Origin of the sequence: Xanthomonas axonopodis, from assembly GCF_001304695.1 — a bacterium.
Lineage (GTDB): Bacteria > Pseudomonadota > Gammaproteobacteria > Xanthomonadales > Xanthomonadaceae > Xanthomonas > Xanthomonas axonopodis.
In genome coordinates, this window is sequence record NZ_JFAQ01000262.1 from 1 (window position 1) to 10368 (window position 10368).

Annotated in this window: 5 protein-coding genes; 1 reads left to right on the top strand and 4 read right to left on the bottom strand. The window is 63.4% G+C overall.

Translation table 11 applies throughout. The features are described from left to right. Window positions 1–32: 32 nt before the first annotated feature. The 4 genes from XAXN_RS19095 to XAXN_RS19110 form a co-directional block, all read right to left on the bottom strand. Entirely contained in the window at window positions 33–2483 is a 2451-nt protein-coding gene (locus XAXN_RS19095) for a family 20 glycosylhydrolase (RefSeq protein WP_054320690.1), read from the bottom strand. Window positions 2484–2763: 280 nt separating this feature from the next. Beyond that, window positions 2764–3831 carry a glycosyl hydrolase family 18 protein gene (locus XAXN_RS19100; RefSeq protein WP_017155577.1) on the bottom strand — a complete coding sequence of 356 codons (1068 nt, stop codon included), beginning with the start codon at window positions 3829–3831 and terminating at the stop codon, window positions 2764–2766. Between the two features lie 3 nt (window positions 3832–3834). Continuing rightward, a complete protein-coding gene (locus XAXN_RS19105; protein WP_054320691.1) occupies window positions 3835–5520 on the bottom strand; it encodes an alpha-L-fucosidase in 1686 nt (561 codons plus the stop codon). Window positions 5521–5726: 206 nt separating this feature from the next. Next, window positions 5727–8402: a TonB-dependent receptor gene (locus XAXN_RS19110; protein WP_054320692.1), complete on the bottom strand. Its 2676-nt coding sequence runs from the start codon at window positions 8400–8402 to the stop codon at window positions 5727–5729. Between the two features lie 700 nt (window positions 8403–9102). Between XAXN_RS19110 and XAXN_RS19115 the strand changes: the two genes are divergently transcribed. After that, window positions 9103–10119 carry a glucokinase family protein gene (locus XAXN_RS19115; RefSeq protein ID WP_054320693.1) on the top strand — a complete coding sequence of 339 codons (1017 nt, stop codon included), beginning with the start codon at window positions 9103–9105 and terminating at the stop codon, window positions 10117–10119. Window positions 10120–10368: the final 249 nt, after the last annotated feature.

The window sequence follows — 10368 nt, forward strand, 5'->3', positions numbered from 1 at the left end:
GGGCAGGGGCATGCGTGACTCTCCTAGGGGGCTCAGCGCGTGGCGGCGGGGGGCGCCTGCGCAGTGGTTTCAATCAGTTGAACGGCGCCGATGGCATACAGGGGGCCACGGATCGGCGCGGTGAAGCGCAGGCACAGATCGTGGACGCCGGTGCGTGCAGGCAGTGCGGTTTCCAGGGTGAATTGTTCGCCCAGGGTGTCGCTGCGCGGCAGCTGCACGCTGGCGATCAAATCGCCGTCGCAGCCCAGACGCACTTCCAGCTCACCGTCGCGGGTCTTGGCCGGGTATTGCACGACCTTGGATTGCTCGTGCGCCAGCCCGAAGTTGTTGGGCAGGCGTGCGGCGTCGATGCGGATCGCGCCGATGCCGTCCAGCCGTGCCCGCGGATACAGGCGGCAGGCATGAAACAGATCGACGTTGTACACCGGGGTGTCGGCGCCGGTCATCTCCGGCAACAGCGGCAGGCGCAGGCCGAGCGCGCCGGTGTCGACGCAGTGCTGCAATCCCTGCGTATCCACCCGCAACAAACTCGCGCGATCGAAGGTGCGGCTACGCGTGGCCGCCAGTGGTGCGCCGTTGGCATCGAACGCCGTGGCCTTGACCGTGGTCGGCAAGTGAATCGCAAACGGCGCGCTGTAGCGCGGCGATGCCGGCGTGGGCTCGCTGCCGTCGGTCGTGTAGTGCAGCGTGCCCGCGCCGGTCTGCGTGCTCAGCGCCACCTTGGCCGGGCCACCGGCCAGCACCGGATTGGGTCCGTTCTCCAGGATGATATCGGCGGCGAAGGCGCCGTCGCTGTAGTCGATGCCCAGCGCCTTGTAGCGCTGCAGCTGCGCCGGCATGCGCGCCAAAAAGCTGTTCCAGTTGCGTGCCGCCGGCGGCGACCAGGTCACTTCCGCCACCGCAGACAGCCGTGGAAACAGGGCGTGATCCACATGCCAGCGCGAGGGGATGTATTCGGACCACAACGCACCCTGTGCGCCCAAAACGTGCCTGGCCTGTTCGGCACTGAGCTCGGCCGGCACCGGATCGAATGCATAGACCTTGGACAGCGGCAATACGGTCAGGCGACCATTCGGTTCGTCGCTGCGCGTGGTCTGCAGGTTGTCCAGATAGAGCCAGTCGCCGGGCGCCAGCACCACATCGTGGCCTTGCTTGGCTGCGGTCACCGCGCCTTCGACGCCACGCCACGACATCACCGACGCACTGGCCGGCACGCCGCCTTCCAGAATTTCATCCCAGCCGACCATGCGCCGGCTGTGCTGGGTGAGGTAGGCCGCCAGCTGTTCGTTGAACCAGCCTTGCATCGCATGCGCGTCCTTGACCCCGAGCTTGCGCATCTGCGCGCGCACCGTCGGCGAGGCTTCCCATTGATCCTTCACCGCCTCATCGCCACCGATGTGGATGTAGGTCGACGGGAACAAAGTCAGCACTTCGTCCAGCACGTGGGTGATGAAGGTCAGGCTGCGTTCGCTGGTGTTGAACAGGTACGAGTTGACGCCCCAGTCCACGCCCACCTGCGTGCGTGCGCCGGGTACGCCCACTTCTTCGGGATAGGCAGCCACGGCCGCCTGTGCATGGCCGGGCATGTCCAGTTCGGGCAGCACGGTGATATGCAAGCGCGCCGCATAGGCGACGATCTCGCTGATCTGTTCCTGTGTGTAGAAGCCGCCATAACGCTGCGGCGTGCCGTGCTGGCCGGCGCCGGGCGGTGTACGCCATGCGCCCACCTCGGTGAGCTTGGGATAGCGCTTGATCTGGATACGCCAGCCCTGGTCATCGGTGAGATGCCAATGCAGCACGTTGAGCTTGTGCAGGGCCATCGTATCGAGCACATGCTTGACCGTGTCCACATCATGAAAATGGCGGGCCACATCCAGGTGCTGGCCGCGCCAGCTGAAACGCGGCCAGTCGCGGATCGCCACCGACGGCAACCGGGCCTCGCCCTTGCGTGCATCCGGTGTCATCAATTGCCAGGCGCTGATGGCGCCATACAACAAGCCGGCCCCATCGCGCGCGGCAATGCGCACGCCCTTGGCATCGACATCCAGGCTGTAACCTTCCTTGTGCGCCACCGGTGCCTGCGGGTTGCGCTCCAGGCGGATGCTGCCAGACGACGCGCTGGTTTCGGCGCGCACTTCCAACCGCAGCCCGCGTGTGCGTTGCAGCAGGTCGGCCAGATGTTCGGCACTGCGCCGTGCATCGGCGTCGCCGGGCACGATCGAGATCAGCGTGCCGGCGCCCACCGTGAAGCTGCCGCTACCGCGTTTGACCTCGACGGCGGCAGGAATCAGTGGCAATGGTGCGCTCGCGGTGTCTGCGGTTGCAGCGGCCGGTGCAACCGCCGTGGCAGAGGCCGGCGAAGTGCCAGGCGCACGTTGACCGCAACCGGCCAGCGACGCTGCTGCGAACGCAAGCGCAAGCAGGCGCGAGGAGAACGGCCCGACAGCTGTCAGGCGTGCGTTGGGTGCAGAGTTCGACATCATGCAATCACATCCCGGTATGGCGGCGGTACACGGCAGCCACGCACAGTAGCAAAGCCGTGTCGGAAGACGCAGTGACTGGCGGACGCTTCGTCCCGTTGCGCAGCGGGACGAAGCGTGGTCATGCGATCACGTCAGAGGCGTCGGTGGCTGCAAAACGGGCGCGGGAAACGCTGGAACCGGACTGCAGCCCCGCAGTCCAATTCCTTGCACCAGCCGCGCCCGCCTGATCACCATGCCGTCGTCGCGTCGTCGCGTCGTCGCGTCGTCGCGTCTGCTGCGCTCAGCGCTGCGCAGTCGGCAGCTCGTCCCACACCTTCGGGTCTTCGGCGCCCAGCACCCAGCAGCTGAAGCCTTCCAGGCCGTATTGCTTGGTCAGCTCGTAACGTGCCTTGAAGCTGCGTGCGTCAGGGCGGAACACCCACTCGCGCATGTCGTCGCGGTAGAAGTAGAACCACGATTCCTGCTCGACCGGATCCCACTGCACGGTGGCGTTCTGTTCCTGCGCCAGCGGAAAGGATTCGTCTGCATCGATATACGTTGCGGAAATATTCGACGCCTCGGTGCCGTCTTCCTTCACCGGGTTGCCGGTGTACCAGCGGTAGCCGTAGGTGGCGATGCCCAGCGACAGCTTGTCCTTCGGTACCTGGGTGATGGCGTAATCCAGGTGCTTCTTCATCCATACCATGCCATCGACCGGGCCCGGTGTGGTCCAGCGCGTGTGCTGGTCGTAGGTCATCAGGCTGACCAGATCCACCGCCTGGCCCAGCGCCTTGAGGTCGTATGCACCGCGCCAGTATTCCCACATCCACTTGGAGAACTGGCCGCCTTCGGCATAACCCGGCGCGTTCGGCACCACCGCGACCGACATCTTGAACCCGGCCTTGTGCAGCGCATCTGCGGTCTGCTTGACCATCAGCGTGTAGGCGTCGCGGTCGGTCCAGGCGATGTTTTCGAAATCGAACTGGAAGCCGTAGTACTTGTGCTGCTTGCCGTGGATGAGCAGCGATTCGATCATGCGCTTCTTGGCGGCTTCGTCATGCATCAGCTTGTGGAAGCCTTCGCGACCGGTGGTCATTGACAGGATCGGCATCACCCGCAGCTTGTGCTGCTTGGCGATGTCGTACAGATACATGTTGGGGGTGCCGTTGACCAGGCCGTTCTGGTCCACGCCATACCAGGTGGGCACCACCACATCGATCTTGTCGACGTTGGCGATGAACGAGTTGGTCGATTTCTGCGTGTTCATCAGATAGAACAACGCCGTGGGGTTTTTGGCCAAGGCCGGGGCGCAGGCAAATGCCAGCGCGAGCAACATCCAGGTCAATCGCTTACTCATGAAAGACAACATCCGTCAGGGAGTGGGGGAGGAGAGGTCGATGCGGAAAACGTAGGCACTTGCGCCAACCGGCTTGACCGGCAGGCGCAGATGCAGGCCGTCGGCACGTTGTTCGAACGGAATCTTCTTGCCGGTTGCCAGCAAGGTCACCGCGCGCACGCCGTCGGCGGCCTTGAGCGAGCGGATCACCGCCTCGCCATTGCTCGGCCAGCCCAGCTCGATCGCGTACAGCGCGCCATCGCGCGTGGTGAAGCGGAAATCTTCGGCCGTATACGGCTTGGTCTTGATGTCCTGGAAAGTGCCGCCCACCACCTCGGTGGGGCCTTCGCCGTACACGCGCCACGGCTTGCTGTCGTAGATCGCGCAGCCGTTGGTCTTGAGCCACTTGCCGATTGCCAGCAGGATGCCGCGCTCGGTGCCCGGGATCGAGCCATCGGCGCGCGGGCCGATGTTGAGCATCAGGTTGCCGTTCTTGGCCACCACGTCGGCCAGCATGTGGATGATGAAAGTGGGCGACTTGTAGGTGTCGTTCTCGATGTAGCCCCACGAGGCGTTGCTCACCGAGGTGTCGGTCTGCCAATGCGTGGAGTGGATGCCGGTGAGCTGGCCGCGCTCGATATCCAGCGTGCCTGCGCCTTCGGGAAATGCGCCGAGCTTGTAGTTCACCACCACGCCGCGGTCGGCCTCGGTCCGCGCCGCACCCTGGTTGTAGTAATACGCCAGCATGGTCGGCAGGCTGCGCCGGAAGGTGGGGTGGGCAATCCACCAGTCGAAATAGATCAGGTCCGGCTGATAGGTGTCGATCAACTCGGTGGTGCGCGCCAGCCAGTCGTCCAGCCAGGCCTGCGAGACCGGCGTCCAGTCGTTGGCCACATCGGCATCGTCCTTGCCCGGCAAGCGCACCTGCGCCGGACCATACAGCGCCGCGTAACGCGGGTCGTTGACGTCCGAATCGAACGTGCGCCCGCCGTCGAAGAACCAGTTGTGTTCGGCGCGGTGCGAGGACAACCCGAAGTGCAGGCCCTGCGCGCGAATCGCCTTGGACAATTCGCCCAGCAGGTCGCGCTTGGGCCCCATCTTCATCGCGGTCCAGTCGGACAACTTGGAGTCGTACAGCGCAAACCCGTCGTGGTGTTCGGCCACCGGCACCACATAGCGCGCGCCGGATTCGCGGAACAGCTTGGCCCAGCCATTGGGGTCGAACCTGGGCGCGGTGAACTTGGGAATCAGATCCTTGTAGCCGGAGCTCGCCTGAGGCCCGTAGGTCGCCACGTGATGGGCGAATTCCTTGGAACCTTGCAGATACATGTTGCGCGAATACCACTCGCTGCCGAATGCCGGCACCGAGAACACGCCCCAGTGGATGAAGATGCCGAACTTGGCGTTGTCGTACCACGCCGGCGATTGATACGCCTTCAGTGCCGCCCAATCGGGACGGAACGGACCCTTGCGTGCGCCGGCTTCGGCTTCGCGTACCAGACGCTCGCGCTCGGGCGCGTACTTGGCGGTGGCATCGAGCCACTGCTGGTCGATCGCTTCGGGGCTGAGTGTGGTGGCGGTGGGTGCGGTTGGCGATTGCGCCGCAGTGACGTGCAGCGCCGGCAGCGCGAGCAAGAGAGCGAACGCCAGCATTCGACTCCTGGGTGCAGCTCCGGCGTGGCGGCGGGAGGGAGCCGCGTACTGGCGGCTATCGGTCGTCATGGGAACTGCACTCCTGTAAGCGAAACGCGTCGGTCATGCGGCGGCCGCGCGTGGATAGCGAAAGCGGGCCTGGTCACGCCCACTCGGCTGCGAAGGAGTGTGGCCAGTACCACTCCTTGATGCGACATCGACCTGCCGCTGCGGAAAGCGACAGGTCCAAAAAAAAGCGCGTCACCGTGGAGGGGCGGTGGCGCGCCGGGACTACATCAGAACTTGAAGTTCAGCTGGGCCTGGTAGCCGCGGCCGTTCTTGTAGAACGCCGTCGGGGTATCCCTGGTCCCGCTGTACAAGCGGTAGGTGGAATCCAGCAGGTTGGTGGCGCCGAAGGTGAGACCCATGTAGTCGGTGATCTGATACGAGGCGGTCAAATCCAGCTGCTTGTAGCTGTCTGCGAAGTCTTCCGAGCCCAGCCGTCCGATCTGGGTGAAGTACTTGGAGCGGTAGCTGTAGTTCACACGCACCGTCCAGTCGCCGTGTTCCCAATACGGAATCACGTTGTAGGTATCGCGCGACAGGTAGGGCAGGTTCAAACCTGTGCTGGCGTCGGCCTTGGCATAGGTGTAGTTGGCCTGCAACCCAAAGCCCAGACCGAAGGTCTGCTGGTAGTTGATCGATGCGCCCTTGACCTTGGCGTCGGAGGCGTTGGTCGGGGTGGTAACCTGATAATTGCCTGCCTCATTCCCACGGGCATCTGCCGGCCGGAACTCGTTGACAGTTGTGCTCACGATGTAGGAGTTGATGTCGCGGTAGAACACCTCGCCAGACAACATGCTCGACGGGGCAAAATACCATTCGGCCGCCAAGTCGTAGTTGGTGGACTCGTACGGTTTCAGGTCCGGGTTGCCGCCGCTGGCGGTCAGATTGCCGTTGCCGCTGTTGACGGTGAACGAGCCTGCCAGATCCCCATAACGCGGACGTGCCATGACCTTGGCGGCCGAGAAGCGCAGCACGGCATCGTCGGTCACGTCGTAGGCCACGTTGAAGCTCGGCAACGCTTTGCGGTAATCGTGCGTCTCAGCAACGCGAGAGTAGCTATCGCCATTGTCGGCACTTTGCCAATACTCGGACTTGTCGGTCGTATCGAGCAGGCGCACGCCGACGTTACCGCGCCATTGGCCGGACTCGAAGTTCAACTGCGTGTAGACGTTCTGGGTAATCTCTTTAACGTCGAACGAGCCACCGAAATCGGTGGTATAGGGACCTTGCGGCTGCGCCAGCAGATAACGGCGCACGGCGCCCAGGTTGGCGGTCGGCCAGGTGGTCAGGTCGCCGCTGGCACCCAGGCCGTCGTACAGGCTGCTCTGCGTAGTACCCGGGTTGAACTGCGTCAACGAAACCGGGTCGGTGGTGTTGATGCGGTTGCCGCGTGCGTCCACACCATTGTCGTGATTGATATACTTGTAGCCGAACTGCAGCTTGTTGAACGGGCCCAGCGCCAGATCGCGCGACGCATCCCACTGGAAGTATTTTTCCTGGTCCTTGCTCTTCTGGTAGTAAATGCCGCCCGCTTGCATCACGCCATCTGCAGTTGAGCCTGCCGGCAGACCGGCAGCATTGCCCGGCAGCGCCCAGTTGGCCGCGCCGCCGTTGTCGTAGTTCACCGCGGTATTGCGGCCGTCGAACGCGTAGTTGTACCCGCCATCCTGCATCAGGTACTTCATCAGGTATTCGGGGTTCTTGCCGCCGGTGGCCTCGGTATCGCCGATCTGGGTGGTGAACACCCACTTCTCGCCCGACCAGTCGTGCCGCAGGTTCAGGCTCTTGGTGGTGACGGTGCTTTCGCGGTAGTTGGTGTCCATCTGCGCGTACGGCTGGTCATTGACGCCGCCCTGCGTGTTGTCAGACACCGTGGCCGAGGTGACCACGCCGTTCTCCACATTGGCGCGGGTCACCTTTTCCAGATCGTTGTTACAGGCCGGGCAGACATAACGCGCCTGGCTGTAGTTGTTGTACTTGCCCTTGATGTAGATGCCGGTCAGATTGAATTCGTTGTTCTCGTCCGGCTTCCACTGCAACGCGCCCTGCAAGCCGTTGCGCTCGCGGGTCTGCTGGAAGAACGCGCTGCTGATGCCGGCCGGGACGCGTGCGGTGGCGACGTTGCTGCCGTCGCCAGTGATCGTTGCGGTGGGCGGAATCTTGTCGCCGGTGGTATAGCCGAAGTATTCGATACCGGCGCGCGCCAGGTCCTGTTCGTCATGGGTGGCGGAAATCAACGCACCGAAGGTTTCGTCGTCGTTCTTCCAGCTCCACAGCGCCGAACCGCGCGGATTGCCTTCTTTCGAGCGGTCGTTGTAGTTGTAGCCGACCGAGCCGCGGAGGGTGTTCTTGGGCAGGTCCAGCGGCTTGCGGGTGTGCACGATCACGGTGCCGCCGATCGAGCCTTCGTCGATGCGCGCTTCGGGGGTCTTGTAGACCTCCATCAGGCCGATGATTTCCGGCGACAGCAGCGTGTAGTTGAAGGTACGGCCGCTGGTGTCGGTCGGGTTGCCGCCCCAATCGCCGGAGGCGATGGTCTGGCCATTGAGCAGCACGCGGTTCAACGCCGGGTCGGTACCGTTGATGCTGACCTTTTCGCCTTCGCCGAACTGGCGGTCGACGCTGATGCCCGGAACATGCGCCAGCGATTCGGCCGCATTGGTGTCCGGAAACTTGCCGATGTCTTCGGCACTGATCGCATCGACGATGGAGTTGGCCGCACGCTTGACCGACTGGCTCTTCTCCAGCGACGCGCGGTAGCCGGTGACGGTAATGGTATCCAGCTCGGTGGTGGCCGACGGCGTGCTGGCCGGGGCTGGTTGTTCTTGTCCGGCAGCCATTGCAGAGCCGGAGCAGTACAGAGCGGCGGTGATGCAGAGTGCTAACGTCGTGGTGCGGCTGTGCATGGCTAAACCTCATTGGTTAGTGCTGTGAGCGCGCTGCCCTGCAGTAGGGCGCAACGCGCTCGGCGTGGCCGGCAAAACAACACGCCCTGACCGATCGCGACCATTCCGCTGGCACGCTTCTTTCGAAGCAGGGTGCAGGCGATTCGCGTGGTGAAGGAGGTGTCCCCCGTGTGGTGAAGCGGTGGAGCTAAACACACATCAGCGAGCGGTAACGTCTGGTAACGCACGACTCGCGAACCTGGAATGTTAGGCGAGGGAATGCCCGTTCTTCAGTACCGAACAGTCCATGGCCCCTCCTGCCAGAACCCCGATTTGGATCGAGTCTCGCGTAGCGCTGACAGCGTTGTCAACACGTCGTCACAGATCTCTGATGTGGCTGCGATTGCGCTGCAATGCAGCATTTTCAGAGAGAAGCCTCGTTTTTGCTGCGGTGCCTGCGCAATACTCTTTGCAGCGCGACTGCTACTATCGGCGCGTTCTATCGTAAACGCGGAAAGGGATCCTGCCGCTCTGATTTTATGCAGGAATCGCCGTTACGCAAGCAGATTTTTGGCGAATGACGCGTGTTGCCTGATTCGGGACTAATTGCGATTGCCACAGTTGCGTTACAGGACGATTGCTGACAACGTTGTCTACCCCGTTTGCCGTTCGTCGGACAACGGGCGACGACGCCAGCCGCCGCCACAGATCAGGAGAATGCGTGAGCGCAAGCAGTCCAATTGAAGCAGTGGCCTTTTCGCGCCCCGAAACCTTCGTTGCCGCCGATGTGGGCGGAACGCACGTGCGCCTGGCGCTGGTATGCGAAAGCAATGACGCAGGCAAGCCGGTCACGGTGCTGGACTACCGCAAGTACCGCTGCGCCGACTATCCAGGCCTTGCCGACATCATGGCCGCGTTCTTCGCAGAACTGGGATGTGCGCCAGTACGCCGGGGCGTGATCGCCAGCGCCGGCTACGCGCTGGAAGACGGCAGCGTGATCACCACCAATCTGCCCTGGGTGCTGGCGCCCGAGCAGATTCGCCACAAGCTCGGCATGCAGGCCTTGCATCTGGTCAACGATTTCGAAGCGGTCGCCTACGCGGCCAATTACATGATCGGCAACCAGGTCATGCAGTTGTCTGGCCCGGTGCAGGGTGCCGCAGGCCCGGCCTTGGTGCTTGGTCCGGGTACGGGCCTGGGCGCAGCGCTGTGGATCCCCAACGGTGCCCATCCGGTGGTGCTGCCCACCGAAGCCGGCCACGCTGCACTGGCGCCAGCCAGCGATCTGGAACTGGCGTTGCTGCAGGAACTGCGGCGCACGCGCACCCACGTCGGGACCGAAACGCTGTTGTCCGGCCCGGGCCTGTTGAATCTGTACACCGCGCTGGCAGCCTTGCGCGGCGACACCGTGGTGTACGCCAGCCCGGCCGATATCACCGCTGCCGCCGTGGCCGGCGACGATGGATTGGCGCATCACGCCTTGCAGGCATTTTGCGGGTTTATGGGTAGCGTGGTCGGTGACCTGATGCTGCTGTATGGCGTGCGCAGTGGCGTCTACCTGGCCGGGGGGTTCCTGCCGCAAATCGCAAACTTCATCGCCGATAGCGATTTTGTCGCGCGCCTGCTCGACAAGGGCGCCTTGCGTCCCGCGCTGGAGCAGGTGCCGGTGAGCATCGTCGAGCACGGCCAGCTCGGCGTCATCGGTGCTGCCAGCTGGTTCCTGCAGCACGGCCGTTAGGGCGGCTTGGCATCTAGGTAATCAGAAGTACGAATCGCCGACGCGATGTGTCGTAGCGGCCGAGAAGACACTGGGTGCATCACGGCAAGAGGTGCGGTCATTTTTTGACCACCCATCTTGACAGCGTTGCAGGCCTGGGCCTGCTCACTTGTCCACAGCCTTGTGCAAGGTCCATCCACAGGGGCGGGTGGACAAGCGTGTATGGGGATGCGATGACGTGACGTCACTTCACCGCCCGCTCCAGTGCAG